The organism is Micromonospora sp. CA-248089, from assembly GCF_050948515.1.
Lineage (GTDB): Bacteria > Actinomycetota > Actinomycetes > Mycobacteriales > Micromonosporaceae > Micromonospora.
The window spans coordinates 2396308-2422498 of sequence record NZ_CP192016.1 but is presented as its reverse complement, the minus strand read 5'-3'; the positions used below and the strand labels follow the sequence as shown (position 1 = coordinate 2422498).

The window sequence follows — 26191 nt, the reverse complement described above, 5'->3', positions numbered from 1 at the left end:
AAAACTTCCAGCGCTAGTTTAGAGCCAGTCGACCTGAGGGGGCACCGTGGACTTCGCACTGTCCGACGAGGAACGCGCGATCCGGGACACCGTTCGCACGTTCGTCACCCGCGAGGTGATGCCGCTGGAGGCGGAGGTGCTGCGCCGCGAGCGCGCCCACCAGCCCGGCCTGGACCGCTCCGAGCTGCGCGAACTCCAGCTCAAGGCGAAGAAGTTCGGCTTCTGGGGGCTGGCCACGCCGGAGGAGTACGGCGGCATGGCCCTGCCGGCGGTCATGCAGTCGCTGATCTGGACCGAACTGGGCCGCACCTTCGTGCCGTTCCGCTTCGGCGGCGAGGCCGACAACATCCTGTTCCACGCCACCGAGGAGCAGAAGCGCGAGTTCCTGATCCCCACCATCGAGGGGGAACGGATCTCCTGCTTCGCCATCACCGAGCCCGGCGCGGGCTCCGACGCGGCGAACATCAAGCTGCGCGCCCGCCGCGACGGCGACGACTGGGTCCTCGACGGCGAGAAGACGTTCATCACCAACGGCAACGACGCCGACTTCGCCATCGTGGTCGCGGTGACCGACCCGGAGAAGGGCGCCCGCCGTGGCGGCGCGACCGCCTTCCTGGTGGACCGCGCGATGGGCTGGCGGTCGGAGTTCATCCAGACCATGGGCGAGGGCGGCCCGGCCTCCCTGATCTTCGACGGCGTACGGGTGCCGCACCGCAACATCCTCGGCGAGATCGGGCAGGGCTTCACGCTCGGCATGGAGTGGATCGGCAAGGGCCGCTACACCATCCCCTCGCACGCCATCGGCATCGCCGAACGCGCCCTCCAGATGGCGATCGACCACGCCAACACGCGCGAGACGTTCGGCGCGCCGATCGCCACCAACCAGGCCATCCAGTGGATGATCGCCGACTCGGAGACCGAGCTGGAGGCGGCCCGCTGGCTGATCCTGCGCTCGGCGTGGACGGTCGACCAGGGCCTTGACCCCCGCCACGCCTCCTCGATGGGCAAGCTCTACGGCGCCGGCATGGTCAACCGGGTGGTGGACCGGGTGCTCCAGATCCACGGCGGCATGGGCTACACCCGGGAGCTGCCGATCGAACGCTGGTACCGGCAGGTCCGGCTCTACCGGATCTTCGAGGGCACCGACGAGATGCAGCGGCTGATCATCTCCCGGGACCTGCTGCGCGGCTACACGAAGATCGGCGGCCACCTGGCCTGATCGGCCCGGGCGGCCTGAGCGGCCCGGGCGGTCGCCGGGGCTGAACCGTCACCCGGTCAGCGTCTCGATCGCCCGGTCCACGTCCTCCTCGGTCGTGTACAGGTGGAACGAGGCGCGGACCCGGCCGGCCCGGACCGCGGCGCGCACCCCGGCACGGGCCAGCCGCTCGTGCGCGTCCGGCACGTCGACGGAGACGATCGCGCTGTCGCCCGGCGGGCGGCCCAGCCCGGCCAGGAACCGGTTGGCCAGCCCCACGTCGTACGCGCGCACCGCCTCCGGATCGAGGTCGGCGAGCAGCTCCAGCGCCGGGGCGGCCCCGACGTAGCACAGCCAGGACGGGGAGATGTCGAACCGCCGGGCGTCGTCGGCCAGGCGCAGCGGCATGCCGTAGTAGGAGGCGTGCGGGTCCTGGCCGGCGTACCACCCGGCCGCGTCCGGGCGCATCCGCTCGCGCAGTTCCGGCGCCAGGTAGGCGAAGGCCGCGCCGCGCGGCGCCATCAGCCACTTGTACGCCCCCACCACCACCGCGTCCGCCCGGTCCGCGGCGAACGGCAGCCACCCGCACGCCTGCGTGGCGTCGACCACCACGAACGCGCCGTGCGCGCGGGCCGCCGCGACGATCTCGTCGTACGCGGTGACGGTGCCGTCGGCGGACTGCACCACGCTGAACGCCACCAGGTCGGTGTCGGCGTCGATCGCGTCGACCAGCCCGGCCAGCGGGACGGTGCGGACCCGCACCCCACGCTCCCGCTGGACCAGCCACGGAAACAGGTTCGAGGTGAACTCGACCTCGGGCACCACCACGGTGGCCCCCGCCGGCAGACCGGCCGCGATCGGCGCGACGAGCTGCGACACGGCGGAGCCGATGCTCACGTCGGCGACGTCCACACCGGCCAGCCGGGCGAACGCGGCCCGGGACCGTCCGACCGACTCGTCCCACACCTCGAACGACACCCGCCCGGTCCGCCAGTCGGCGAGCACCCGCTGCACGGCGTCCCACACCGGCTCGGGCGGCAGCCCGTAGGTGGCGGTGTTCAACCAGCCCGGTTCCGGCTGCCACAACTTCCGCGCCTGCTCAAGCTCCATGCTCCCGACGCTAACCACCCCCACCCCAACCCCAACACCGCCAATCCCACCCCCGTGGCCCCCCACCCCCACCCACGCCCCCACCCCCACCCCCGCCGATCTTGCACTTTCAGCCCCGGCAAAAGGTGCAAACCCACCAACCGCAGGGCCGAAACTGCAAGATCGCGCGACGGGGCACTCGCCCTGTCGATCATGAAGTTGGCGGCGTCGGTGGTCCGATTTGTCGCCGCCAAGTTCATGATCGTCGCGCTGAGGGTGGGGGGAGGTAGGGCAGGGTGGCGGCGATCTCTGCGCGGATCCGGGGCAGGGGCCAGGTGGTCAGCTCCTGGAGGGAGTGGTGGCGGCGCAGGTGCCGGACCGCGGACAGGCCGACCAGATAGCCGCAACGCTTGGGCAGGCCGCCGGCCAGCGGCGAGTCCCGCATCAGGAAGTACGGGGCGTGGTGGTCGACGTCGGTGGCGTCGAGGTCGGCGCGTACCCGGCGCAGGATCTCCGGCCAGCGGCGGCAACACTCGTCGAGCCACTCCCGGTGCCCCGGGCGGCCGAACCAGAGGTACTCCTCGTCCGGCCGGCCGGGGTCCAGTTCCGCCGTGACCTGGGTGGCGAGCCCTTCGGTGAACAGGGCGTTCGCCACCCCGTACTCGGGCCAGTCCCGGATCGCGGCGCCGCGGTCGTGCACCACGTGCGCGGCCTCGTGCCGCACCAGCAGGTCGACGTCCTCCGGTGCCCCGAGTTGTTCCACGGCGAGGAAGAGCGCGTACCTGCCGTCCAGTTCGCCGGCCCAGCCGTTGGCCTGGTTCAGCCCGACCAGCACCACGCACTCGACCGGCCCGCCGTCGCCGGACCAGCCCAGCGCGTCCGCCACCGCCGCGACGCCGTCCGGCAGGAGCGCGCGTACCGTCTCGGCTCGTGCCGCCAGGTCGGCGGCCCGGTCGCGGAGCCCGTCCAGGGCGGCGGCCACGCCCGCGGCGTCGGACCAGTCGCCGTCGCGGCGCAGCGCCCGGACCACGTCCGGGTGGCCGGCCAGGTAGCGAGAGGTCCACGGCTCCGGCGGGCCGGACCGCTCGGCGCAGGCCAGGAAGTCGGGCACCAGGTCACGGACGCGCAGCAGGTCGGTGGGCGGCATCCGCACGATGCTGCCCGGCCGTGGCGCGCCGGGCAACACCACGACGGTACGGGGACAGTGCGCCCCGGTCGTCCCGCAGTCGTGAAGGAAGTCTTCAGCAAAGACCCATGTCGATGCAAGGTATCGACATAGATGAACGTCACGCTATAGGGTGCGGCGAACCGGCGACGTGAGCCCAGTCGCCCCCTGCAGTGGACGAGGAGTGCCTGTGACGATTCGGAGACCGTCGCGTCGGGTGAGCCTGCTCGGCGGCGCCATGATCCTCATGCTCGGTTTGACCGGCCAGCCGGCCCAGGCCGCGCCGGAGCACCGCGCGCAGCCTCTCGCCGCCGCCTTCGCGCAGGCCGCAGCCGATTCCGACGTGCCGCGCGACCTGCTCGCCGCACTCGGGTACGCCGAGACCCGCCTGGACGGCCACGGCGGCGCGCCCAGCGCCTCCGGCGGATACGGCGTGATGCACCTGACCAGCAACCCGAAGGTGCGCACCCTCGACGAGGCCGCGCGCCGGACCCGGCTGGACCGCGCCGACCTGCGTACCCGGGACGCGGCGAACGTGGCCGGCGCGGCGGCGGTGCTGCGTTCCTACGCCGACGAGGCCGGGCTCAGCGCGGCGCAGCGCGACGACGTCAACCAGTGGTACGGCCCGATCGCCCGCTACGGCGGCGCGACGGACGCCGCCACCGCCCGGCTGTACGCGGACTCCGTGTACGACCTGCTCGCGCGGGGCTTCATCGCGACCACGGCCGGCGGCGAGGTCGGCGTGGACGGCCGTCCGGTCGCACCGCAGCGGGGCCGGTACGCCGACGTGGCACCGCTGGGCACCGGCGACTTCGGCACCCTGAGCACCGACTACGGCCCGGCGGCCTGGGTGCCGGCCAACTCGTCCAACTACACGGTCTCCAGCCGCGAGTCGGCGTACCCGATCAACTACATCGTCATCCACACCATGCAGGGCAGCTACGCCGGCTCGATCAGCTGGTTCCAGAACGCCGCCGCCGGCACCAGCGCGCACTACCTGCTCCGCTCCTCCGACGGCGCGGTCACCCAGATGGTGCGGGACAAGGACATCGCCTGGCACGCCGGCAACTGGACCTACAACACCCAGTCGATCGGCATCGAGCACGAGGGGTACGTCGACAACGCCTCCTGGTACACCGACGCGATGTACCGGTCGTCGGCGGCGCTGACCCGGTACCTGTGCGACAAGTACGGCATCCCGAAGACCCGCACCAACATCATCGGGCACAACCAGGTGCCGGGCGCCACGCACACCGACCCGGGTTCGAACTGGAACTGGACCTACTACATGCAGCTCGTCACCGGCGGCACCACGCCCCCACCGAACGCCTGGTCGACGATCGTGGACAACACCACCGCCGGCCGGTTCACCGCGAGCGCCAACTGGGGCACCTCGACGTACTCGGCGCAGCGCTACGGCGCCGACTACCGGTACGCCAACCCGGTCGCGGCCAGCGACACCGCCTGGTACAAGGTGAACATCCCGGCGACCGCCACCTACCGGGTGGAGGTCTGGTATCCAGCAGTGGCCGGCTACAACACCTCCACGCCGTACATCGTGGCGACGACCAGCGGCAACCAGACGGTCTCGGTGAACCAGAGCGCCAACGGCGGTGCGTGGCGGTCGCTGGGCACCTTCACCCTGGCCGCCGGGGACGCCAACAAGGTCGGTGTCAGCAGGTGGTCCGGCAGCACCGGGTACGTGATCGCCGACGCCATCCGCGTCACCCGCGTCTGAGCGGCACGTCCCCGCTCGGCCCGGTCAGCTCACGTTGGCCGGGCCGAGCACGCTCTTGAGATCACCCATCAGCGCGGTGGTGGGCGCGACCCGGAACGGGCCGAGGCGCAGCGTGGTGACCTTGCCGCCGTTGAGCAGCTTTACGTGCACCTCGGTGTCGCCGGGGTGCAGCACGAGCGTCTCCTTGAGCCGTTCCACCAGGGGCGGCGTGCAGCGGTGCACCGGGATGGTCAGCGTGACCGGCTTGTTGGCCGGGTTGCTGGTGACGTCCGGCATGGACATGTCCATCGCCATGATGCGCGGGGTGTCGTCGCGCCGGTCGACCCGGCCCTTGACCACCACGATGGCGTCCTCGGCGATGTACTGCCCGATCACCTCGTACGTGTTCGGGAAGAACAGCGTCTCCACGCCACCGGCGAGGTCCTCCAGGGTGGCCGACGCCCAGGCCCGGCCCTGCTTGGTGACCCGGCGCTGTACACCGGAGAGGATGCCGGCCAGGGTGACCACCGCGCCGTCGGGCACGGTGCCCTCCTCGGACAGCGCGGCGATGGTGGTGTCGGCGGCCGCCCCGAGCACGTGTTCCAGGCCGAACAGCGGGTGGTCGGAGACGTACAGGCCGAGCATTTCGCGCTCGAACGCGAGCTTGTCGCGCTTGTCCCACTCCCCCTCGCCGATGACCGGCATGACGGTGGTGGTGCCGCCGGTCTCCGCCTCGCCGAAGCCGGCGCCGAACAGGTCGTACTGGCCGACCGCCTCCTTGCGCTTGACGTCGGCGTACGCGTCGATGGCGTCGGCGTGCACGGCGAGCAGGCCCTTGCGCGGGTGCTTGAGCGAGTCGAACGCCCCGGCCTTGATCAGCGATTCGATGGTCTTCTTGTTGCAGACCACGGCGTCGACCTTGGACAGGAAGTCGTAGAAGTCGGCGTAGTCGCCCTTCTCCTCGCGGCACCGCATGATCGAGGCGACCACGTTCGCGCCGACGTTGCGCACGGCGCCGAGACCGAAGCGGATCTCCTTGCCGACCGGGGTGAACGGCCCGGCCGAGGTGTTCACGTCCGGCGGGAGCACCTGGATGCGCATGCGGCGGCACTCGGACAGGTACATGGCCATCTTGTCCTTGTCGTCACCGACGGAGGTGAGCAAGGCGGCCATGTACTCGGCCGGGTAGTGCGCCTTCAGGTACGCGGTCCAGTAGGAGACCAGACCGTACGCGGCGGAGTGGGCCTTGTTGAACGCGTAGCCGGCGAACGGGACCAGCACGTCCCACACGGCCTGGATGGCCTCGTCGGAGTAGCCGCGCTCGCGGCAGCCGTCCCGGAACGGGATGAACTCCTTGTCGAGGATCTCCTTCTTCTTCTTGCCCATCGCCCGGCGCAGCAGGTCGGCCTGGCCGAGCGTGTAGCCGGCGAGGATCTGGGCGGCGCGCTGCACCTGCTCCTGGTAGACGATCAGGCCGTACGTGGGCGCGAGGATCTCGCGCAGCGGCTCCTCCAGCTCCGGGTGGATCGGGGTGATCTCCTGGAGGCCGTTCTTGCGCAGCGCGTAGTTGGTGTGCGAGTCCACGCCCATCGGGCCGGGCCGGTAGAGCGCCAGGACGGCGGAGATATCCTCGAAGTTGTCCGGCTTCATCAGCCGCAGCAGCGAGCGCATCGGCCCGCCGTCGAGCTGGAACACGCCGAGCGTGTCACCGCGGGCCAGCAGCTCGTACGCTGCCTTGTCGTCGAGCGGCAGGCCGAGCAGGTCCAGCTCCCGGCCGTGGTTGAGCTGGATGTTCTTCACCGCGTCGTCGATGATCGTCAGGTTGCGCAGGCCGAGGAAGTCCATCTTCAGCAGCCCGAGCGACTCGCAGGTCGGGTAGTCGAACTGCGTGATGATGACGCCGTCGGAGTCGCGCCGCATGAGCGGGATGTGCTCGATGATCGGCTCGGCGGACATGATGACGCCGGCGGCGTGCACACCGGTCTGCCGGATCAGACCCTCGATGCCCTTGGCGGTCTCGATGACCTTCTTGACGTCCGGGTCGGACTCGTAGAGGCCGCGGATCTCGCCCGCCTCGGCGTAGCGGGGGTGCTTCGGGTCGAAGATGCCGGACAGCGGAATGTCCTTGCCCATCACCGCCGGGGGCATGGCCTTGGTGATCCGGTCGCCGACCGCGTACGGGTAGCCGAGCACCCGGGCCGAGTCCTTGATCGCGGCCTTCGCCTTGATCGTGCCGAACGTGGCGATCTGCGCGACCTTGTCCTCGCCCCACTTGTCGGTCACGTACTTGATGACCTCACCGCGCCGGCGCTCGTCGAAGTCGATGTCGACATCGGGCATGGAGACGCGCTCGGGGTTGAGGAACCGCTCGAAGATCAGGCCGTGCGGGATCGGGTCGAGGTCGGTGATGCCCAGCGCGTACGCCACCAGCGAGCCGGCCGCCGAGCCACGCCCCGGGCCGACCGCGATGCCCTGGCTCTTGGCCCACTGGATGAAGTCGGCGACCACGAGGAAGTACGACGGGAAGCCCATCTGGATGATGACGCCCAGCTCGTACTCGGCCTGGACGACGTGGCCCTCGGGGATGCCGTTGGGGAAGCGGCGCTTGAGCCCCGCGAACGTCTCCTTGCGGAACCAGGACTCCTCGGTCTCGCCCTCGGGGATCGGGAAGCGCGGCATCAGGTTGTGGAACGTGAACATGCCGGCCGGGTCGACCTTCTCGGCCACCAGCAGCGTGTTGCGGCAGCCCTGCTGCCACAGCTCGGAGGAGTCGACGGCGCGCATCTGGTCGGCGGACTTGACGAAGTAGCCGCCGCCCTCGAAGCGGAACCGGTTCGGGTCGGCCACGTTGCTGCCGGTCTGGACGCAGAGCAGCACGTCGTGCGCCTCGGCCTGCGCCTCGTGGGTGTAGTGCGAGTCGTTCGTGACCACCGGCGGGATGTCGAGCTTGCGGGCGATCTCGGTGAGTCCGTCCCGGACCCGGCGCTCGATGTCGAGGCCGTGATCCATGATCTCCAGGAAGTAGTTGTCCTTGCCGAAGATGTCCTGGTACGCGGCGGCGACCTTGAGCGCCTCGTCGAACTGGCCCAGCCGCAGCCGGGTCTGCACCGCGCCGGACGGGCAGCCGGTGGTGGCCATGATGCCCTCGGCGTGCTCGGCGATCAGCTCCATGTCCATCCGGGGCCACTTGACGTAGTGGCCCTCCATGGAGGCGCGGGAGTTGAGCTTGAACAGGTTGTGCAGGCCGTCGCGGTTCTTCGCCCACATGGTCATGTGGGTGATCGCGCCGTTGCCGGAGACGTCGTCGCTCTTCTGCTCGGGGCGGCCCCACTTGACCCGGGCCTTGTGGAAGCGCGACTCCGGCGCGACGTACGCCTCGACGCCGAGGATGGGCTTGACCCCGGCGTCCATGGCCTGCTTGTAGAAGTCGTTCGCGCCGTGCATGTTGCCGTGGTCGGTGATCGCCACCGCCGGCATGCCGAGCCGCGCCGCCTCGGCGAAGAGGTCCTTGAGCCGGGCCGCCCCGTCGAGCATCGAGTACTCGGTGTGTACGTGCAGATGCGCGAACGAATCGCCCATGCGTGGCGCCCCCCGGGTTGTGGATCAAGCTGCGTCGGAGTCGACCGACCCACCCTACCGAGGTGATCGTGCGGGCTCCACCGTCCGCGCCGAGGGTGGCCCGGGTCTCTCCGACCGGCCGGTGTGCGGCACGCGATGTTCTTCCCCGTTGCAATGATGTGTGGCACACAGTATCGTGGTGGACATGGTCAGCGAAGAGGTCCTCCGGACCCACCTCCAGGAGCTACGACGCGGCACTGTCGTGGTGGCCAGCCTGGTCGCCCTGCGCCGCCCCGACTACGGATACGCCCTGCTGCAACGGCTGGCCGCGCACGGCTTCGCGGTCGACGCCAACACGCTCTACCCGCTGCTGCGCCGCCTGGAGGACCAGGGCCTGCTGACCAGCGAGTGGAACACCGAGGAGAGCCGGCCGCGCAAGTTCTACCGGACCAGCGACGACGGCGAAGCCGTCCTGAACCGCCTGCTCGACGACATGACCGCGGTGCGGACGTCCGTCACCGAACTGATCGAAGGAGCGGAACGATGAGTTCCCTGACCGACCGTTACGTCGCCGCCACCATGCGGGCCGTGCCCGCGCAGCGCCGCCTGGAACTCGCCGAGGAACTGCGCGGCTCCATCGCCGACATGATCGACGACCGGACCTCGGGCGGGCAGGACCACGCCTCCGCCGAACGCGAGGTGCTCACCGAGCTGGGCCACCCGGAGAAGCTCGCGGCCCGCTACAGCGACCGCACCCTGCAACTCATCGGCCCGCGCTACTACCTGACCTGGTGGCGGCTGCTGCGGCTGCTGCTCACCTGGATCCCGGCGATCGTCGGCGTGCTTTCCGGCGTCACGAAGGCGCTCGTCGACGGCGAGCCGGGCGCGGCGATCGGCGCGGCGATCGTGGCCGCGATGCAGACCGCGGTGCAGATCGCGTTCTGGGTGACGCTGGTGTTCGCCGTGCTGGAACGCACCCGCACGCCGCTCGGCCTGCCCGAGTGGACCGTCGACCAGCTCCCCGAGGAGGCGCGGGAACGGCAGATCAGCCACTCCGACAGCATCGCCTCCGTGGTGTTCCTGCTCGCCACCATCGGTCTCCTGGTCGGCCAGCACTTCCAGCGCTGGACCACCGACGACGGCACCCGGCTGCCGGCGCTGGACCCGGCGCTCTGGAGCTTCTGGCTGCCGGCCCTGATCGTGGTGCTGCTGGCCACCGTCGGCCTGGAGATCGCCAAGTTCCGCTCGGGCCGCTGGACCTGGCCGCTGGTGGCGGTCAACGCGGTGCTCAACGTGGCGTTCGCCGCCCCGGTGCTCTGGCTGCTCGCCACCGACCGGCTACTCAACCCGGAGCTGGTCGAGCGGTTCGCCTGGCTGCGCGACGGCGGGACCGTCGAGTTCGCCCGGGTGGCGGGCGCGGTGGTCGTGCTGGTCGCGATCTGGGACGTGATCGACAGCGCGATCAAGGCACGCCGCGCCGCCTGAGCCCCGCCCGGCCCGGCACGCCCGTCGAGGGCGTGCCGGGCCCTTTCGGGTACGCGGACAGTCAGGCCGCCGACCGCCACTCCCGGGCCAGCAGCGCGTAGACCACCTCGTCGGTCCACTCCCCCTTGACGAACTCGTTCTCCCGCAGGTGCGCCTCCCGGCGCATGCCCAGCCGCTCCAGCACCCGGGCCGACACGGTGTTGCGCGCGTCCAGCCGCCCGACGATCCGGTGCAGGCCCAGCCCCTCGAAGCCGGCCCGCAGCAGTTCCCGGGCCGCCTCGGTGACGTACCCCCGGCCGGTGTGGTCCGGGTGCGCCACGTACCCGATCTCGCCCTGCCGGTGTTCCCCGCTGGTCCAGCTCAGCAGCACGTCCCCGAGGAACTCGCCGGTGTCCGCCGACGTCACGGCGAGGTTGAGCACGTCGCCGGGGGCACGCAGCGCGGTCCGCCGGACCAGCCGCTCGATCGCCGCCCGGGCGGCCGCGTCGTCGTACGGCTCGTGGTAGAGGTAACGGGTCACCTCCGGGCGGCCCCGGTAGTCCCGGACCACGGCGAGGTCGTCGGCGGTGAAGGCGCGCAGCAGCAGGCGCTCGGTACGTAACGGCAGATCGGGCACGAACACCCCGGCAGGCTACGTCCCGGCTGTCGTCCGGCCCACCCGTTTACGCCCCGGGCACCGCACCGGCGGCAGCGGTGGCATGGTCGTACGGTGAGCACCGCAACCACCACCGCCTGGCGCCGGCCGGCTCCCACAGCCGCCCAGTTGCGTGCCGACCTCTGGATCGGGCTCGCGGTCACCGTGCTGGCCCTGTTCGAGCTGACCCTGGCGTACAGCACCGGGGCCTTCCTGCTCGGACCACCGCCGAGCGTCGCCGAGCAGATCTGGTGGACCGTCGCGGTGACCGCCCCGCTGGCGGTACGGCGGCGCTGGCCCGCCACCGTCGCGGTGATCGTGGCCGTCGCCTTCGTCGCCGGGCAGGCCCGGGCGGTCCCGCTGGCGCAGCTCCCGTCGGGCGCGCTGTTCGCCGCCCTGTTCACGCTCGGCGCGTGGGGCGCCGACCGGCGGCTGGCCGGGCGGCTGCGGGCCGGCATCATCGTGGCGATGTTCGCCTGGCTCTGGCTGTCCCTCGCGTTGCGGGCCGACCAGATCTCCGCGGCCTCCTTCGCCGACGCCGCCGGCCCGGTGCCGCCGGTGCTCGCCGCGGTGGTGAACGGCGTGCTCTACAACGTGCTCTTCTTCGGGTTCGCCTACTACGCCGGGCAGACCGCCTGGGTGGCCGCGCGCCGCCGGCACGAGCTACGCGAACAGGCCGAGCAGCTGCGCCGCTCCCAGGCGGAGGCGCGCGAACGCGCGGTGATGGGCGAGCGGGTCCGCATCGCCCGCGAACTGCACGACGTGGTGGCCCACCACGTGTCGGTGATGGGCGTGCAGGCCGCCGCGTGCCGGCGCGTGTTCGACCGCGACCGGGACAAGGCGCGGACCGCCCTGGCCGCGATCGAGGAGACGGCGCGTACCTCGGTCGACGAGCTGCGCCGGATGCTCGGCGTGCTGCGCGACCCGGACGCCGCGTCCGGCGTGGCCGCGGCCCCCGAGGACATCGCCGGCATCGACCGGGTCGCCGCGCTCGTCGACCGGGCCCGGGAGACCGGGCTGCGGGCCGACCTCGGGGTGTACGGGGAACCGGTACCGTTGCCGCGCTCGGTGTCGCAGGCGGCGTACCGGATCGTGCAGGAGGCGGTGACGAACGTGGTCAAGCACGCCCACGCCACGACGCTGGACGTGCGGATCCGCTACCTGGCCCGGGACCTGGAGATCGACGTGAGCGACGACGGACAGGGCGGCGTGCCGGCCGCCGGGGCCGGGCTCGGCCTGGTCGGCATGCGGGAGCGGGTCGCCGCCCACGGCGGTGAGGTGGAGGCCGGGCCGCGTCCGGGCGGCGGCTTCCGGGTCCGGGCCCGCATGCCGCTGCCGGTCGAGGCCGCCGGGCGGGCGGCGTGAACGCGCCGGTACGGGTGCTGCTCGTCGACGACCAGCACCTGGTCCGGACCGGTTTCCGGGTGATCCTGGAGGTCGAGGACGACATCGAGGTGGTCGGCGAGGCCGCCGACGGGCAGCGCGCCGTGTCGATGGCGTCCGCGCTGCGGCCGGACGTGGTGCTGATGGACGTGGAGATGCCGGTGCTCGACGGGCTGGAGGCCACCCGCCGGATCACCGTCGACGCGACGCCGGGCGGCCCGGCCGTGCTGATCCTCACCACGTTCGACCGGGACGACTACCTGTTCGCCGCGTTGCGTGCCGGGGCGAGCGGTTTCCTGCTCAAGAACGGCACCCCGGAGGACCTGGTCGAGGCGGTCCGGGTGGTGGCCCGCGGTGAGGGGCTGATCGCGCCGGCGCTCACCCGGCGGGTGATCTCCACCTTCGCCCGGCCCGGCGCGGTGCCGCCGGACCCCCGGCACGACGCCGCGACGGCGGACCTGACCCCGCGCGAGCGGGAGGTGCTGGAGCTGGTCGCGCGCGGGGCCAGCAACGCCGAGATCGCGGACGTCCTGCGCGTCGGCGAGGCCACCGTGAAGACCCACGTCAGCCGCGTGCTGGCCAAGCTCGGGCTGCGCGACCGGGTGCAGGCGGTGGTGTTCGCGTACGAGCACGGGGTGGTCCGGCCCGGCGGCTGAGGTCCGTCGCGCGACGGACCTCATGATCGCTCCGTGGTGGGACGACGGGAGCGGGGACCGGCCGTAGCGTCGGGGTCATGACCAGCGTGCTCCGCCTCGACGGCGTCGACCGCAGCTTCGGCGGCCGTCAAGTGCTCAAAGACGTCTCCTTCGACGTGACCGCCGGGCGCATGACCGGATTCGTCGGTGGCAACGGCGCCGGCAAGACCACCACCATGCGGATCATCCTCGGCGTGCTCGCCCCGGACGCCGGGCAGGTGACGTGGCGCGGGCAGCCGCTCGGCCGCGAGGCCCGGGCCCGGTTCGGCTACATGCCCGAGGAGCGCGGCCTCTACCCGAAGATGACCCCCCGCGAGCAGGTGGTCCACCTCGGCCGCCTGTACGGGCTGGACGCTGCCGGGGCGCGGCGGCGCACCGACGCGCTGCTGGAGCGGGTCGGTCTCGGCGAGCGGGCCGACGACCTGCTGGAGACGCTGTCGCTGGGCAACCAGCAGCGCGCGCAGATCGCCGCGGCGCTGGTGCACGACCCGGAGGTGCTGATCCTGGACGAGCCGTTCTCCGGGCTCGACCCGCTCGCCGTCGACATGGTGGTGACTGTGCTGCGGGAACGGGCCGCCGCCGGAGCGCCGGTGCTGTTCTCCAGCCATCAGCTCGACGTGGTGGAGCGGCTCTGCGACGACCTGGTGCTCATCGCGGACGGCAGCATCCGGGCCGCGGGCCCGCGCGAGGAGCTGCGCGCCGCGTACACCCTGCCCCGGTTCTCGCTCGTGGTCGACGGCGACGCCGGCTGGCTGCGGGACCAGCCCGGCGTGCGGCTGGTCGACCTCGACGGCGCCCGCGCCGTGTTCGAGGTGGACCCGCCCACCGACGACCAGGCGGTGCTGCGCGCGGCGCTGGAGCGCGGCCCGGTGCGCGCGTTCGGCCCGGTCACCCCGTCCCTCGCCGAGATCTTCCGAGAGGTCAACCAGTGAACACGATCCAGGCCACCCGGCTGGTCGCGGCCCGCGAGATCAAGGTCAAGGTCCGCGACAAGACGTTCCTCTACAGCACGTTGATCTTCCTGCTGCTCGCCGTCGTCGCCACGGTGGTGCCGGCGATGCTGAGCAGCGGTCCGTCCACCGTGGCGGTGACCGCCGCCGGTGCCGAACCGCTGCGCGCGGCCGGGCTGGACGTCCTGGTGGTCGCCGACGACGGCGCCGCCGAGCAGGCGGTACGCGACGGCGACGCGGACGCCGCGGTGGTCGCCGGTCCGGTCGTGGTCGCCGACGAGCGGGCCCCGGACGACGTGGTCTCCGCGCTCAGCGCGGCCCCGCAGGTGAAGCTGCTGGACCCGGACGCGGTGGATCCGCTCGTCGCGTACCTGGTGCCGTTCGCCTTCGCGTTCGTCTTCTTCTTCCTGTCCCAGACGTTCGGGATGCAGATCGCGCAGAGCGTCACCGAGGAGAAGCAGACCCGGATCGTGGAGATCCTGGTCGCCGCCGTGCCGGCCCGGGCGCTGCTGGCCGGCAAGATCCTCGCCGCGGGCGCGCTGGCGCTCGGACAGATCACCCTGATCGCGGCCGCCACGCTGATCGGCATGCGCCTGACCGGCGGAGGTGACCTGCTGGGCCTGATCGCGCCGGCGATCGGCTGGTTCGTGCCGTACTTCCTGTGCGGCTTCCTGCTGCTGGCGGCGATGTGGGCGGCCGCGGGTGCGCTGGTGAACCGGCAGGAGGACATCGCCGGGGCGTCCACCCCGGTGCAACTCGCGGTGATGGCGCCGTTCTTCGCGGTGGTGTTCCTCAACGACAACGCCACCGCGATGCGGATCCTGTCGTACGTGCCGTTCTCGTCGCCCACAGCGATGCCGGTCCGGCTGTTCACCGGCGACGCGGCGCCGTGGGAGCCGTTCGTGTCGCTGGCGCTGCTGCTGCTCGCGGCGGCCGGGTTCCTGCTCGCCGGGGCGCGGATCTACGAGGGTTCGCTGCTGCGCACCAACGGCCGGACCTCGATGCGGGCGGCGTGGCGGCAGCGCGAGCCGATCGGCTGACCGCGATACGCCGAGCGCCGGCCACCCCGGGAGCGGGGGGGGCCGGCGCTCGGCGTATCGGACCGGGGTCAGCCGACCGCGGCCATCACCTCGTCGGAGACGTCGAAGTTGGCGTAGACGTTCTGCACGTCGTCGCAGTCCTCCAGCACGTCGATCAGCTTGAAGATCTTGCGCGCGCCCTCCTCGTCCAGCGGCACGTTCACGCTGGGGATGAGGGAGGACTCGGCCGACTCGTACTCGATGCCGGCGTCCTGCAGGGCGGTGCGGACCGCGATCAGGTCACCCGGCTCGGACACCACCTCGTACGCCTCACCGAGGTCGTTGACCTCCTCGGCGCCCGCGTCGAGGACGGCCATCATCACGTCGTCCTCGGTGGTGCCGCCCTTGGGGACGATCACCACGCCCTTGCGGGAGAACATGTACGACACCGAGCCCGCGTCGGCCAGCGAGCCGCCGTTGCGGGTCAGCGCGGTACGCACCTCGGTGGCGGCACGGTTGCGGTTGTCGGTGAGGCACTCGATCAGCATCGCCACGCCGTTCGGGCCGTAACCCTCGTACATGATCGTCTGCCAGTCGGCGCCGCCGGCCTCCAGGCCGGAGCCGCGCTTGACCGCGCGGTCGATGTTGTCGTTCGGGACCGAGTTCTTCTTCGCCTTCTGGATGGCGTCGTAGAGAGTCGGGTTGCCGGCCGGGTCGCCGCCGCCGGTACGGGCCGCCACCTCGACGTTCTTGATCAGCTTGGCGAACATCTTGCCGCGCTTGGCGTCGATGACCGCCTTCTTGTGCTTGGTCGTCGCCCACTTTGAGTGGCCGGACATCTGTTACCTCCGTTGCTACCCGCCGTCTGCATCGACCGCACCGCACACGCCCCGCTCCCCCACCGGCGCACGTCGAGGTGCTGTGATCTTCGCTGGGAGCCGCGGCTGGCTGATGGCCCTGCCGAATCTCGGCAATCCTACCGGCGGCGGGCGGGTCACTGTCACGCGCCGCTCGGCAGCAGTCCGTCCCGGGTTGGGCGAACCGGCACAACCAGGGACGGACCGGATGCTCAGGAAGCGGCCCGGACCAGCTCCACGAAGTGGCGGTGCAGCCGCAGGTCGCCGGTCAGCTCCGGGTGGAACGAGGTGGCCAGCAGGTTGCCCTGCCGCACCGCGACGATCCGGTCCGCGGCCGGGCCCTCGGTCACCCGGCCGAGCACCTCGACGTCCGGGCCGACGCGCTCGACCCAGGGCGCGCGGATGAACACGGCGTGGAACGGGCCGCCGTGGACGCCGGTGAGCGCCACCGGCGCCTCGAACGAGTCGACCTGACGGCCGAACGCGTTGCGCCGCACCGTCATGTCGACGCCGGCGAAGCCGCGCTGGTCGGGGCGGCCGTCCAGCACCTCAGTGGCGAGCATGATCAGGCCGGCGCAGGAGCCGTAGACCGGCATGCCGGCGGCGATTCGCTTGTCGATCGGCTCGCGCATCTCGAAGATGTCCACCAGCTTGCTGATCGTGGTCGACTCGCCGCCGGGGACCACCAAGCCGTCGACCGCATCCAGCTCGCCGGGGCGCCGCACCGGCCGGGCGTCGGCGCCCACGCCGGTCAACGCCGCGACATGCTCGCGTACGTCGCCCTGAAGCGCGAGCACGCCGATCACGGGTACGGTCACGCCCCACTCACCAGCCGCGCTCGGCCAGGCGGTGCGGCTGGGGGATCTCGTCGACGTTGATGCCGACCATCGCCTCGCCCAGGCCACGGGACACCTTCGCGAGCACGTCCGGGTCGTCGTGGAACGTGGTGGCCTTGACGATGGCGGCGGCCCGCTGCGCCGGGTTGCCGGACTTGAAGATGCCCGAGCCGACGAAGACGCCCTCGGCGCCGAGCTGCATCATCATGGCCGCGTCCGCCGGGGTCGCGATGCCGCCCGCGGTGAACAGCACGACCGGCAGCTTGCCCTGCTCGGCGACCTCCTTGACCAGCTCGTACGGGGCCTGCAGTTCCTTGGCCGCGACGTACAGCTCGTCGTCGGGCAGCGACTGGAGCCGGCGGATCTCCTGCCGGATCTTGCGCATGTGCGTGGTGGCGTTGGAGACGTCCCCGGTGCCCGCCTCGCCCTTCGAGCGGATCATCGCGGCGCCCTCGGTGATCCGGCGCAGCGCCTCGCCCAGATTCGTCGCCCCGCACACGAACGGAACGGTGAACGCCCACTTGTCGATGTGGTTGGCGTAGTCGGCCGGGGTCAGCACCTCGGACTCGTCGACGTAGTCGACGCCGAGCGCCTGGAGGATCTGCGCCTCGACGAAGTGGCCGATGCGGGCCTTGGCCATCACCGGGATCGAGACGGCCGCGATGATGCCGTCGATCATGTCCGGGTCGCTCATCCGGGACACGCCGCCCTGCGCGCGGATGTCGGCCGGTACGCGCTCCAGGGCCATCACGGCGACAGCGCCGGCATCCTCGGCGATCTTCGCCTGCTCGGGGGTGACCACGTCCATGATCACACCGCCCTTGAGCATCTCGGCCATGCCGCGCTTGACGCGGGCGGTGCCGACGGCGGTGGCGGGGGTCGGGGCTGCGGATTCAGACACGGGACATCGCTCCTCGGCGTGCTGGGGAGGTGACTGCGCAGGAATGCTATGACCGGCGCGACGCCGTGCCGAGCGCCAATCGAACCCCCGGTGGCCTGCCGTGTGGCCCCCGTCACGACCGGTGGCGATCAGCCGGTGGTCACGTCCGCGTGCGAGGCCAGCGTGGGGTCGTCGATGTCGAAGTAGCGGGGCCACTCCCGCCCGCGTCCCATCCGGAACAGCCGCACCACCGGACGCCCCCGCGCCGAGCGGGCGTCCCGGACCAGGTCGGTGTGGACCTGCCGGGCCAGCGCCAGCCGCCGGCTGGCCGCGATCACCGCCGCGCACGCCGGGTCGTCCGGGTCCAGCCGTACCGCGCGCAACTGCCGGGTCAGGTCGTTCTCGGCCGCCTCGCGCTCCTCCGGAGCGGCGTCCAGCGCGATCCGGGCGGCGGCGTACAGCTCCACGCCGTACCGCTGCTCGGCCAGGACCGCGGCGGCGGCCGCACGGCGCAGCAGGTGCGCGTCCAGCGCGCGGGCCGCCGAGTCCGCGCGGACCTGCAGCCGCTGCACCCGGCCGGAGGTCCAGATCAGGTACGCCGAGAGCAGCCCGAGCACCGCGACCGCGCCCACCACCCACCACATGCCCGGCATCGTAGTGCTGCTCCTCATCCCGGCCGGCCGGCGCGGTGCACCGGTCGACGCGCTCGTCACAGCGGCCGCAGCGGCCACAGCGGTCAGCCCAGACCCGCCCACTCCTGGTCCATGACCCGGCCGTCGGTGGCCTCGATCGCGGCTGCGTATACCTCCAGAACGCGGCGGGCAACCACGGGCCAGTCGAAATTCGCCACCACCTGGTCGCCGCAGGCGGTCAGCCCGGCGCGGCGCCCGTCGTCGTCGAGCAGCCCGGACAGCGCGCCGGCCAGCGCCGCCGCGTCGCCGGTCGGGAACAGCAGGCCGGCCCGTCCGCCGTCGAGCACCCGGCGGAACGCGTCCAGGTCGCTGGCGACCACTGTCGTGCCTGCGGCCAGCGCCTCGGTGAGGATCATCCCGAAGGACTCCCCTCCGGTGTTCGGTGCGACGTAGAGGTGCACGCTGCGCAGCATGCGTGCCTTGTCCGCCTCGGAGACCAGGCCGAGGAACGTGACCCGGTCGCGCAGACCGGCCGGGAACCGCCCGTACAGCTCGTCGGCGTCACCCGGCCCGGCGACCAGAAGCCGCAGTCCCGGGCGGTGCGGCGCGAGCGCGACGAACGCGTCCCGCAGGATCGGGAAGCCCTTGCGCGGCTCGGTGAACCGGCCCAGGAACCCCAGCGTGCCGCCGGTGCCCGGGGCGCACTCCCCCGGCCAGCCCGGCAGCGGCGGCACCCCGGCGAACTTCGCCACCGCCACCCCGTTGGGGATCTCCACCGCGCCGCCGTCCATGTGCTCGACCTGCACCTTGCGGGCCAGCGCGCTGACCGCGATCCGGGCGGTGATCCGTTCCAGCACGATCTGCAGCGCGCCCTGCGCGGCCGACAGCACCCGGGAGCGGGTCATCGCGGTGTGGAACGTCGCCACCACCGGGCCGCGGGCGCAGAGCACCGCCAGCATCGACAGGCTCGGCGTGAGCGGCTCGTGCACGTGCAGCACGTCGAAGTCGCCCCGGGTGATCCAGCGCCGCACCCGGGCCGTGGAGACCGGGCCGAACGCGATCCGGGCCACCGACCCGTTGTACGGCAGCGGCACCGCCCGGCCGGCCGACACCACGTACGGCGGCAGCGCCGAGTCCTCGTCGGCGGGCGCCAGGACGCTCACCTCGTGGCCGAGCCCGAGCAGCGCCTCGGCCAGGTCCATGACGTGGTTCTGCACGCCGCCCGGCACGTCGAACGAGTACGGGCACACGATGCCGATACGCACTGCGCCCTCCCCCTAGACCGTCCCGGTGGTGGCCGGCGGCGCCGCCGACGTGGGCGTACCGTCCCGGCTCTGGTCCAGCCACATCCGCTGCAACATGTGCCAGTCTTGCGGATGCCGGGCGATGCCCGCCGCCAGACCGTCGGCAATCCGCTGCGTCACCGCGCGGACGCGGGCGTCCAGCGGGGCGCTGTCCGGATCCGGCAGCGGCAGCGGGCCCTCGATCGAGGCGCAGGCCGCGTCCGGCTCGTACCACATCGAGGCCACGTAGAGCGGGGCTCCGGTGCGGATGGCCAGCATCGCCGGCCCGGCCGGCATCCGGGTCCGCCCGCCGAAGAAGTCGACCTCCACGCCCCGGGCGGACAGGTCCCGGTCGGCGAGCAGGGGCACCACGTAACCGGCGCGCAGCCGGTCCACCAGCACGTCGAAGGCGGGCCGCGGGCCGCCGGTGTTGGGCAGGATCTCCATCCCCAGCCCTTCCCGGAACCCGACGAACCGCTCGTACACGCCGTCCGGGAGCCGCTCGGCCACCGTGGTCATCGGCCAGCCGGTGGCAGCCACCCAGGCGCCCGCCGCGTCCCAGTTCCCGGCGTGCGGCAGCGCCACCACGGCACCGCGCCCGGCCGCCACGTCGGCCGCGAGCAGTTCCTGCCCGTCTAGGCGGAACCCGGCGAGGATCTCGGCGCGGCTCAGGCCCGGCAGCCGGAACGCCTCCATCCAGTACCGGGCGTACGAGCGCAGGCCCTCGCGCACCAGCGCGTCCAGATCCGCGTCGGGCAGTTCCGGGCCGACCACCCGGCGCAGGTTGGCGCGCAGTCGACGCGTACCCCCGCCGTCCTTGCGGTGGGCGCGGTCGGCGCCCGCCCGGAAGGCCGCGACCGCGACGGGCCGGGGCAGCGCCCGGACCAGGCGCCAGCCCGCGACGAAGCCCGCCTCGGTGAGGTTCACTCGGCGCCGACCCGCTGGGCCTGGCGGTACACGTGGGCCATCCGCTGGCCCACCGTGAAGATCGAGACGGCGGCGAGCAGCCAGAGCGCGATCTCCAGCGCGTGACGGACGCCGACGCCGGTGAGCAGGCCGCCGACACCCACGATGAGCAGCCGCTCGGTGCGCTCGGCGATGCCCACGTTGCAGGTCATCCCCAGCCCTTCGGCGCGGGCCTTGACGTAGGAGACCAGGCCGCCCGCGGCCAGGCAGATCAGCGCCGCCGCCACGCCCGAGTAGTCGTGTTCGGTGGCCAGCCAGTACGCGACCGCGCCGAACACCGCGCTGTCGGCGACCCGGTCCATGCTCGAGTCGAGGAACGCCCCGAACCGGGTGGACCCGCCGCTCATCCGCGCCATCGTGCCGTCGAGCAGGTCGGTGAGAGCGAAGACCGTGACGATCAGCGCACCGGCGACCAGGTGGCCGCGCGCGCCGAAGCCGAGCGCGCCGACGAGCACGCCGACGGTGCCGGTCACGGTGACCGCGTTGGGGGACACGCCGGCACGCAGCAGCGCGCGGGCGATCGGCTCCACGACGCGGGTCATGCCCGCGCGGGCCGTCACTTGGAAGATCTTCGCCATGGCGGTCCCACGATAACGGCCCGCAACCGCCGGGGACACAGCCGGGCGTACGACCCGCCCGACGGCCCTTGTGCGGGCACCCGCGCGGGTGTGAGATCGAGCCAGGAGGTGAGCCAGTTCACCGGATCACCGGTCCGCGTTCCCGTCCAGCAGGAAGTCACCGGAAGATATCGCCGCGGCGCCCGTCCCGGGTCCGCTCCCCCGTCGCCCGCGGCGGTCGCCACCACCACCGGTTGAGGGAGGTGCGCCGCGATGGCGCAGAAGAACGAGAAGGGTGTCACCGGCGGTGCGCCGGTGGTGACCGAGCCCGGCAGGGTCCGCAACGTGGTGCTCGTCGGGCACTCCGGCGCCGGCAAGACGACACTCGTCGAGGCGCTGCTGGCCGCCAGCGGCACGATCGGCCGGGCCGGCACCGTCACCGACGGGACCACCGTCTGCGACCACGACCCCGCCGCCGTACGCCAGCAGCGCTCGGTGAGCCTGGCCTGCGCTCCGCTGACGCACCGCGACGTCAAGGTCAACCTGCTGGACACCCCGGGGTACGGCGACTTCGTCGGCGAGCTGCGCGCCGGTCTGCGCGCCGCCGACGCGGCACTGTTCGTGGTCTCCGCCGTCGACGGCATGGACGCCGCCACCGCCGCCCTCTGGGAGGAGTGCGCCGCCGTCGACATGCCCCGGGCGGTGGCGGTCTCCCGGCTGGACCACCCGCGCGCCGACTTCGACGAGGCGGTGGCGCTGTGCCAGCGCGTCTTCGGCGACAACGTGCTCCCGCTCTACCTGCCCATGCTCGGCGACGACGGCGAGTCGGTGGCCGGCCTGATGGGCCTGATCACCCGCCGGGTGTACGACTACTCCGCCGGGCTGCCGGCCGAGGTACGCGAACCGGACCCGGAGCACCTGCCCGCCATCCAGGAGTCCCGCAACGAGCTGATCGAGGGGATCATCGCGGAGAGCGAGGACGAGACCCTGATGGACCGCTACCTCGGCGGCGAGGAGATCGACCCCGAGGTGCTCATCACCGACCTGGAGACGGCCGTCGCCCGCGGTCACTTCTACCCCGTGGTGCCCGTGTGCGCGGAAACCGGTGTCGGCCTGGACGCGCTGCTCGACGGCCTGGTCGCGGCGTTCCCGTCGCCGCTGGAGCACGACCTGCCCGCGGTGACCGGCGTGGACGGCTCGCCCCGCCCGCCGCTGACCTGCGACCCGGACGGCCCGCTCGTCGCCGAGGTGGTCAAGACGACAGTCGACCGCCACGTCGGGCGGGTCTCGCTGGTGCGGGTCTTCTCCGGCACGCTCCGCCCCGACCAGGTGATCCACGTGTCAGGTCACGGCATGGCCGAGCGTGGCCACCCGGACCACGACGCCGACGAGCGGGTCGGCCACGTCTACACCCCGCTGGGCGCGACGCTGCGCGAGGTGGCCGCCTGCGTCGCGGGCGACCTGTGCGCGATCACCAAGTCGGGCAGCGCGGAGACCGGCGACACCATCTCGGCCAAGGACGACCCGCTGCTGATCGCGCCCTGGGAGATGCCGGAGCCACTGCTGCCGGTGGCGATCGTGGCGCGCAGCCGGGCCGACGAGGACGCGCTCGCGCGCAACCTGTCCCGGCTCGTCGCCGGTGACCCCACCCTGCGGCTCGAACGCAACGCGGAGACCCACCAGCTGGTGCTCTGGTGCATGGGCGAGGCGCACGCCGACGTGGTGCTCGACCGGCTGCGCGGCGGCGGCGTCGAGCTGGACACCGAGCCGGTCCGGGTGCCGCTGCGCGAGACGTTCGGCGCCGCCGCGCGCGGGCACGGCCGGCACGTCAAGCAGTCCGGCGGCCACGGCCAGTACGCGGTCTGCGACATCGAGGTCGAGCCGCTGCCCCGGGGCGCCGGCTTCGAGTTCGTCGACCGGGTGGTCGGCGGCGCGGTCCCGCACAACTACATCCCGTCGGTGGAGAAGGGCGTCCGGGCGCAGATGGAACGCGGCCTGGTCGCCGGATACCCGGTGGTGGACCTGCGGGTCACGCTCGTCGATGGGAAGGCGCACAGCGTCGACTCCTCCGACGCGGCGTTCCAGACCGCCGGCGCGCTCGCGCTGCGTGACGCCGCCGAGAAGGGCCAGCCGACGCTGCTGGAGCCGGTCGACGAGATCACCGTCCGGGTGCCCGACTCGTCGGTCGGCGCGGTGATGGGCGACCTGTCCGGGCGGCGCGGCCGGGTGCTCGGCACCGAACCGGACCCGGATGCCGAGGGGCGCACGCTGGTCCGCGCCGAGGTGCCCGCGACCGAGTTGCTGCGGTACGCCGTCGAGCTGCGCTCGATGACGGCCGGCACCGGCACGTTCCGGCGCGAGTTCGCCCGCCACGAGCCCATGCCGGCCCACCTGGCCGATCAGGCCCGCAAGGAGTCCACCACCCGCTGACCCCCACCCTCCCCGCGCCGTCCCGCTTCGGTCCCGCGATCTTGCACTTGCGGCCCCCGCAAAGGAGACATTCACGGCACCGGAAGGGCCACGACTGCAAGATCGGCGCCAACGGGGGGCGGGGTTGGGTCGGGAACTGCAGATCTTGGTAGGAAGTGGCCCCTATGGGGGCTGTCATGTCCCGGGACATGTGTCAATGGGAAGTCCCGATAGATGTGTCATGGGTTGTGGATCGTGGGGGTGGGGGTGAGGGGGATGTAGTTCTTGTCGGGGTCGAGGTGGAGATGGCCGATGGGTTGGCCGTCGGGGTGGTAGATGGTGACGTGGTTGTTGTCGCGGATGGCGGTGACGGTGGTGCCGGCGTGGGTGGCGCCGACGCTGGTGCGGTGTCCGGCGATGGCGATGGCGCCGTTGCTGGCCACGGGGCAGTGGTGCAGGGTGGCGTCGGTTTGCAGGGGTGTGCTGGTGGGTCCGCCGAGGGTGGGTGCGTGGGTCCAGGCGTGGGCGGGTGTGGTGCGGCGGGGTAGGGCGCTGTGGCGGCGTTGGGTGTTGTAGTAGCGGCGGTAGGTGTCCAGGAGTGTTTGCAGGGCGGTGAGGGTCTGTGGTGGGGGTTGGGTGCTCACCATTTTTTGAGGGTTTGGTGGTGGCGTTCGACCTTGCCGCAGGTTTGTGGGTGGTAGGGGCTGGAGTTGATCGGGCGGGCGCCGTGGTCGATCAGGGTTTGCACGAAGGTGGAGATTGATCCGGGTCGGGTCCGGCGGCTGGTGAACGCGATGCCGTTGTCGCTGAGCACGATGGCTGGCACGCCGTAGGCGGTGAACGCCTGTCTGATCGCGGTGATCGCGGCTCGGGCGGTCTCCGCGGCGGCGGCGTGGCAGGCGACCAGGGTGCGGGTGCAGTCGTCCAGGACGTCGAAGACGACAACCGTGCGGCCGTCGGCGAGTTTCACTTCGGTGGCGTCGATCTGATAGCAGTCGCGGGGCCGGGCATAGCTGAAACGCCGCCACGAACTACGCGGTCGTTTAGCCGGAGTAGCCACGAGCAGGTCATGTCGGGCCAGCACCCGGTTGACCGTCGAGCGTGACGGCACCGACCAGGACGCGCCGATGCGCCGGCGCACCTCGCCCAACGCGTCTCGGATGAAGTCCGCCCCGTTGTCCGGGCCCAGTTCAACACGCAGTTTGCAGATCCACGCGTCCACCTCCGGCGGCGTGACCCGCGGACTACTACGCGGACGCCGGGATCGTTCCTGCCACTGACCCTCGGCCCGGATACGTGCGCGGTGCCGGTACACCGTGCGCACCGACACCCCGTGCTCACGCGCGAACTCGGCCGCGTTCACCCGAACCCCCGCCGCCAGCAGCGCGTCCAGCAGGTTCATCACATGCCGCCGAGAAGCCATGCCCGGCAGCACATACCACCCGACCCAAGATCCCTACCACCTGACACATGTATCGGGACTTCAACGCTGACAGATGTCATGGGACTGAACAGCCCCTATGGGGGCGCTTTCGTACCAAGATCTGCAGCCGTCTCGGGATATGGGAAGCGGATCTCGTTCAGCGGGAGCGGTCAGCGGGGAGCGAGTCCGGCGAGAGTAATCGGCGGGCGGGCGGCTCGGCGAACGCGACGGGCCCGGCGAGCGTGATCGGGTCGGCGAGCTTGATCGGGTCGGCGAGCGGGCGGGCGAGCGGCCGGCTGGCGGCGTGACCGGGAGCGGGTGGCCGGGAAGCGCGGTCAGGGGCGGACGGCGGGGACCGGGGGCATCGGCCAGTGAGGGCGGTCGGCGTCCCGGAGGGCGGCCGAACGTACCGCCGCCAGCTGCCGCTCCACCTCGGCGAAGTGGTCCGGCGCCAGCGGGCCCCAAGCCAGCGCGGCAGCGTTCTCCTCGACCTGCGCGACGGTACGGGCGCCGGGAATCGGCACGGCCCGGCCGCTGCGCGCCCAGATCCACCCGATCGCCCCCTGCGCGAGGGTACGACCGTCGGCGGTCAGCGCGTCGCGGACGGCGGCTACCCGGCGCAGCCATTCCGGGGCGGGCCGGCCGCTGCGGAACCACTCCAGCCAGGTCGGCCCGAGTCCGCGTACGTCGTCGCGGGGCAGCGTCGACTCCGGCGTGTACTTGCCGGTGAGCAGACCCATCCCGAGCGGTCCCCGGGCCAGGCTGGCCAGGTCGTGCTTGTCGCAGGCGTCGAGCATGGCCGGGGCGTCCCGGAGCACCGACAGCGCGTGCTGCACGGCGGCGGCACCGCGGGCGACCTGGGCGAACGCGCCGGCCCGGTCGGCCCGGTCGGTGCTCCAGCCGTACGCCCGGATCACGCCTGCGTCGACCAGCTCGTCGAGCGTGCCGACGAGCGCCTCGGCCCGGGGCAGCGGCAGGTCGCCGAGGTGCAGCTGGTAGAGGTCGATGTGGTCGGTGCCCAGCCGGCGCAGCGAGTCGACAACGGCCCGGCGCAGGTGGTGCGGCGAGGCGTTCTCCCCGGTGGCCTGGCGGGTGTGCTCGTCGAACGTGTAGCCGAACTTCGTGGCGATGACCGCCTCGTCGCGCCGGCCGGCGAGCGCCCGCCCGAGCACCCGCTCGCCGTGTCCGGCGCCGTACGTGTCGGCGGTGTCGAACAGGGTGACGCCGAGGTCGAGCGCGCGGCGGATGGCCCGTACCGACTCGTCGTCGTCGACCCGGCCCCAGCCCAGCGGGCGTGCGCCCTCGGCCCACGGGCCGCCGATCGCCCAGCACCCCATCCCGAGGGCGCTCACCTCGATGCCGCTGCGCCCCAACTGTCGTGTGTCGACTGCCACCGCCGCATCCTGTCACCTTCCCCGCGCCCGCGGGCCGGTTCGTGGCCGACGAGTCCGTACGCGA

At 72.3% G+C, this 26191-nt stretch carries 23 protein-coding genes; 9 read left to right on the top strand and 14 right to left on the bottom strand.

Annotation, left to right across the window (positions count from 1 at the left end; all coding sequences use genetic code 11):
* Positions 1–46 precede the first annotated feature (46 nt).
* Positions 47–1219 carry an acyl-CoA dehydrogenase family protein gene (locus tag ACQP26_RS11555; RefSeq protein WP_433495698.1) on the top strand — a complete coding sequence of 391 codons (1173 nt, stop codon included), beginning with the start codon at positions 47–49 and terminating at the stop codon, positions 1217–1219.
* A 48-nt stretch (positions 1220–1267) separates the two neighbouring features.
* Here ACQP26_RS11555 and ACQP26_RS11550 read toward each other — a convergent pair whose 3' ends face one another.
* Together ACQP26_RS11550 and ACQP26_RS11545 are read right to left on the bottom strand one after the other, a co-directional pair.
* Positions 1268–2305 (bottom strand): aminotransferase class V-fold PLP-dependent enzyme, encoded by a 1038-nt coding sequence (locus tag ACQP26_RS11550; RefSeq protein WP_433495697.1) that lies wholly within the window; start codon positions 2303–2305, stop codon positions 1268–1270.
* A 235-nt stretch (positions 2306–2540) separates the two neighbouring features.
* A complete protein-coding gene (locus tag ACQP26_RS11545) occupies positions 2541–3431 on the bottom strand; it encodes a hypothetical protein (RefSeq protein ID WP_433495696.1) in 891 nt (296 codons plus the stop codon).
* A gap of 208 nt (positions 3432–3639) precedes the next feature.
* On the opposite strand from ACQP26_RS11545, the gene ACQP26_RS11540 reads away from it, so the two are divergent.
* Positions 3640–5187 carry an N-acetylmuramoyl-L-alanine amidase gene (locus ACQP26_RS11540; protein WP_433495695.1) on the top strand — a complete coding sequence of 516 codons (1548 nt, stop codon included), beginning with the start codon at positions 3640–3642 and terminating at the stop codon, positions 5185–5187.
* A gap of 24 nt (positions 5188–5211) precedes the next feature.
* On the opposite strand, the gene dnaE is transcribed toward ACQP26_RS11540, so the two are convergent.
* A complete protein-coding gene (gene dnaE / locus ACQP26_RS11535; RefSeq protein WP_433495694.1) occupies positions 5212–8745 on the bottom strand; it encodes a DNA polymerase III subunit alpha in 3534 nt (1177 codons plus the stop codon).
* 184 nt (positions 8746–8929) lie between these two features.
* On the opposite strand from dnaE, the gene ACQP26_RS11530 reads away from it, so the two are divergent.
* Together ACQP26_RS11530 and ACQP26_RS11525 are read left to right on the top strand one after the other, a co-directional pair.
* A complete protein-coding gene (locus ACQP26_RS11530; protein WP_387376817.1) occupies positions 8930–9271 on the top strand; it encodes a PadR family transcriptional regulator in 342 nt (113 codons plus the stop codon).
* A complete protein-coding gene (locus tag ACQP26_RS11525; protein ID WP_433495693.1) occupies positions 9268–10209 on the top strand; it encodes a permease prefix domain 1-containing protein in 942 nt (313 codons plus the stop codon). The genes ACQP26_RS11530 and ACQP26_RS11525 overlap by 4 nt, the downstream gene beginning before the upstream one ends.
* Positions 10210–10270: 61 nt before the next feature.
* Here the strand turns inward: ACQP26_RS11525 and ACQP26_RS11520 are convergent, their stop codons facing one another.
* A complete protein-coding gene (locus tag ACQP26_RS11520; protein ID WP_433495692.1) occupies positions 10271–10831 on the bottom strand; it encodes a GNAT family N-acetyltransferase in 561 nt (186 codons plus the stop codon).
* Positions 10832–10918: 87 nt separating this feature from the next.
* Between ACQP26_RS11520 and ACQP26_RS11515 the strand changes: the two genes are divergently transcribed.
* The 4 genes from ACQP26_RS11515 (at position 10919) to ACQP26_RS11500 (ending at position 14911) form a co-directional block, all read left to right on the top strand.
* A complete protein-coding gene (locus ACQP26_RS11515; RefSeq protein ID WP_433495691.1) occupies positions 10919–12208 on the top strand; it encodes a sensor histidine kinase in 1290 nt (429 codons plus the stop codon).
* Positions 12205–12882 (top strand): response regulator, encoded by a 678-nt coding sequence (locus ACQP26_RS11510; protein WP_433495690.1) that lies wholly within the window; start codon positions 12205–12207, stop codon positions 12880–12882. Before ACQP26_RS11515 ends, ACQP26_RS11510 begins: the two co-directional genes overlap by 4 nt.
* A 77-nt stretch (positions 12883–12959) precedes the next feature.
* Positions 12960–13853 carry an ABC transporter ATP-binding protein gene (locus tag ACQP26_RS11505; RefSeq protein WP_269700543.1) on the top strand — a complete coding sequence of 298 codons (894 nt, stop codon included), beginning with the start codon at positions 12960–12962 and terminating at the stop codon, positions 13851–13853.
* The gene (locus tag ACQP26_RS11500) at positions 13850–14911 is read left to right on the top strand and encodes an ABC transporter permease (protein ID WP_269700544.1); all 1062 of its coding nucleotides are present in this window, start codon (positions 13850–13852) and stop codon (positions 14909–14911) included. The genes ACQP26_RS11505 and ACQP26_RS11500 overlap by 4 nt, the downstream gene beginning before the upstream one ends.
* Before the next feature lie 68 nt (positions 14912–14979).
* On the opposite strand, the gene ACQP26_RS11495 is transcribed toward ACQP26_RS11500, so the two are convergent.
* From ACQP26_RS11495 to pgsA, 7 genes are all read right to left on the bottom strand, one after another.
* Entirely contained in the window at positions 14980–15729 is a 750-nt protein-coding gene (locus ACQP26_RS11495; protein WP_043324998.1) for a YebC/PmpR family DNA-binding transcriptional regulator, read from the bottom strand.
* 230 nt (positions 15730–15959) lie between these two features.
* A complete protein-coding gene (gene pdxT / locus ACQP26_RS11490) occupies positions 15960–16565 on the bottom strand; it encodes a pyridoxal 5'-phosphate synthase glutaminase subunit PdxT (RefSeq protein ID WP_433495689.1) in 606 nt (201 codons plus the stop codon).
* Between the two features lie 7 nt (positions 16566–16572).
* On the bottom strand, positions 16573–17421 hold the full coding sequence (pdxS, locus tag ACQP26_RS11485) for a pyridoxal 5'-phosphate synthase lyase subunit PdxS (RefSeq protein WP_233586169.1): 849 nt from the start codon (positions 17419–17421) through the stop codon (positions 16573–16575).
* 191 nt (positions 17422–17612) lie between these two features.
* Entirely contained in the window at positions 17613–18116 is a 504-nt protein-coding gene (locus tag ACQP26_RS11480) for a hypothetical protein (protein WP_281578343.1), read from the bottom strand.
* Positions 18117–18199: 83 nt separating this feature from the next.
* Positions 18200–19360, bottom strand: a complete 1161-nt coding sequence (locus ACQP26_RS11475) for a glycosyltransferase family 4 protein (protein ID WP_281578344.1) — start codon at positions 19358–19360, stop codon at positions 18200–18202.
* A 12-nt stretch (positions 19361–19372) separates the two neighbouring features.
* Positions 19373–20305 (bottom strand): phosphatidylinositol mannoside acyltransferase, encoded by a 933-nt coding sequence (locus ACQP26_RS11470; protein WP_269700548.1) that lies wholly within the window; start codon positions 20303–20305, stop codon positions 19373–19375.
* Entirely contained in the window at positions 20302–20922 is a 621-nt protein-coding gene (gene pgsA, locus ACQP26_RS11465) for a phosphatidylinositol phosphate synthase (RefSeq protein ID WP_278090534.1), read from the bottom strand. The genes ACQP26_RS11470 and pgsA overlap by 4 nt, the downstream gene beginning before the upstream one ends.
* Before the next feature lie 252 nt (positions 20923–21174).
* Between pgsA and ACQP26_RS11460 the strand changes: the two genes are divergently transcribed.
* Positions 21175–23331: an elongation factor G-like protein EF-G2 gene (locus tag ACQP26_RS11460; RefSeq protein WP_433495688.1), complete on the top strand. Its 2157-nt coding sequence runs from the start codon at positions 21175–21177 to the stop codon at positions 23329–23331.
* A 218-nt stretch (positions 23332–23549) separates the two neighbouring features.
* Here the strand turns inward: ACQP26_RS11460 and ACQP26_RS11455 are convergent, their stop codons facing one another.
* From ACQP26_RS11455 to ACQP26_RS11445, 3 genes are all read right to left on the bottom strand, one after another.
* Entirely contained in the window at positions 23550–23957 is a 408-nt protein-coding gene (locus ACQP26_RS11455) for an integrase core domain-containing protein (RefSeq protein ID WP_433495687.1), read from the bottom strand.
* Positions 23951–24733: a DDE-type integrase/transposase/recombinase gene (locus tag ACQP26_RS11450; RefSeq protein ID WP_433495686.1), complete on the bottom strand. Its 783-nt coding sequence runs from the start codon at positions 24731–24733 to the stop codon at positions 23951–23953. The genes ACQP26_RS11455 and ACQP26_RS11450 overlap by 7 nt, the downstream gene beginning before the upstream one ends.
* 335 nt (positions 24734–25068) lie before the next feature.
* Positions 25069–26127, bottom strand: a complete 1059-nt coding sequence (locus ACQP26_RS11445; protein WP_433495685.1) for an aldo/keto reductase — start codon at positions 26125–26127, stop codon at positions 25069–25071.
* Between the last annotated feature and the right edge of the window lie 64 nt (positions 26128–26191).

What these genes read in the sequence shown, in the direction of transcription:
- ACQP26_RS11550 (WP_433495697.1), bottom strand. Translation starts at nt 2,305, where the DNA reads ATGGAGCTTGAGCAGGCGCGGAAGTTGTGGCAGCCGGAACCGGGCTGG.
- ACQP26_RS11545 (WP_433495696.1), bottom strand. Translation starts at nt 3,431, where the DNA reads ATGCCGCCCACCGACCTGCTGCGCGTCCGTGACCTGGTGCCCGACTTC.
- dnaE (WP_433495694.1), bottom strand. Translation starts at nt 8,745, where the DNA reads ATGGGCGATTCGTTCGCGCATCTGCACGTACACACCGAGTACTCGATG.
- ACQP26_RS11530 (WP_387376817.1), top strand. Translation starts at nt 8,930, where the DNA reads ATGGTCAGCGAAGAGGTCCTCCGGACCCACCTCCAGGAGCTACGACGC.
- ACQP26_RS11525 (WP_433495693.1), top strand. Translation starts at nt 9,268, where the DNA reads ATGAGTTCCCTGACCGACCGTTACGTCGCCGCCACCATGCGGGCCGTG.
- ACQP26_RS11505 (WP_269700543.1), top strand. Translation starts at nt 12,960, where the DNA reads ATGACCAGCGTGCTCCGCCTCGACGGCGTCGACCGCAGCTTCGGCGGC.
- ACQP26_RS11495 (WP_043324998.1), bottom strand. Translation starts at nt 15,729, where the DNA reads ATGTCCGGCCACTCAAAGTGGGCGACGACCAAGCACAAGAAGGCGGTC.
- pdxS (WP_233586169.1), bottom strand. Translation starts at nt 17,421, where the DNA reads ATGGCCGAGATGCTCAAGGGCGGTGTGATCATGGACGTGGTCACCCCC.
- ACQP26_RS11480 (WP_281578343.1), bottom strand. Translation starts at nt 18,116, where the DNA reads ATGCCGGGCATGTGGTGGGTGGTGGGCGCGGTCGCGGTGCTCGGGCTG.
- pgsA (WP_278090534.1), bottom strand. Translation starts at nt 20,922, where the DNA reads ATGGCGAAGATCTTCCAAGTGACGGCCCGCGCGGGCATGACCCGCGTC.
- ACQP26_RS11460 (WP_433495688.1), top strand. Translation starts at nt 21,175, where the DNA reads ATGGCGCAGAAGAACGAGAAGGGTGTCACCGGCGGTGCGCCGGTGGTG.
- ACQP26_RS11455 (WP_433495687.1), bottom strand. Translation starts at nt 23,957, where the DNA reads ATGGTGAGCACCCAACCCCCACCACAGACCCTCACCGCCCTGCAAACA.
- ACQP26_RS11450 (WP_433495686.1), bottom strand. Translation starts at nt 24,733, where the DNA reads ATGGCTTCTCGGCGGCATGTGATGAACCTGCTGGACGCGCTGCTGGCG.